We start from the raw sequence: 532 nt of genomic DNA, 5'->3' as shown, positions 1-532 counted from the left end.
TCCTTACAATCTATCGAAGGGAGCTCCAGAGCGAGGGCATGGGGATGGCCAGTGACTTTTTTGAAAGCGGCGGGGACTCCCTCAAGGCTGTTCGCATTGTTGCCTATCTATGCGCTCTTAACGAGGAACACCCTGAGTTGCAGATAGGCAAGGGCTTCTCAGCTTTGTCAGTCACGGATATCTTACAGCATCATACCCCTGGTGCCCTGCTGCAATCTTGTTTTGCATGTTCATCGACCATTCAACCGTTGACACCAGAGATCCCCATTATGCCTCGACCAACTGAGATGAGGTTGCGGGCCCCTGCCTCTTTCCAGCAGACAATGATGTACACAGGAGATCATCTGGTGACATCTCAGGCACATTCAGATTATAATGTACTGATTCAGTTTGGTGCCATCGGCAAGCTAGATGTTGAGGCACTGAAGATGGCTCTTGCATTTTTGTGGTGCCGACATCAAGTGTTTCGCACTGCACTGATCCTTCAGGTGCCCCAATTTTGTGGCTTGTTTTTATATGACTGTAACTGAAG

Annotated in this window: 1 protein-coding gene; it reads left to right on the top strand. The window is 49.2% G+C overall.

The annotated features are described in order from the left end of the window. The first annotated feature begins 44 nt into the window (after positions 1 to 44). Positions 45 to 530, top strand: a complete 486-nt coding sequence (locus GY791_06170; GenBank protein MCP4328006.1) for a hypothetical protein — start codon at positions 45 to 47, stop codon at positions 528 to 530. The last annotated feature ends 2 nt before the right edge of the window (positions 531 to 532 follow it).

The sequence above is a fragment of the Alphaproteobacteria bacterium genome (genome assembly GCA_024244705.1).
Lineage (GTDB): Bacteria > Pseudomonadota > Alphaproteobacteria > JAAEOK01 > JAAEOK01 > JAAEOK01.
This window is presented reverse-complemented; position numbering and strand designations above follow the sequence as displayed.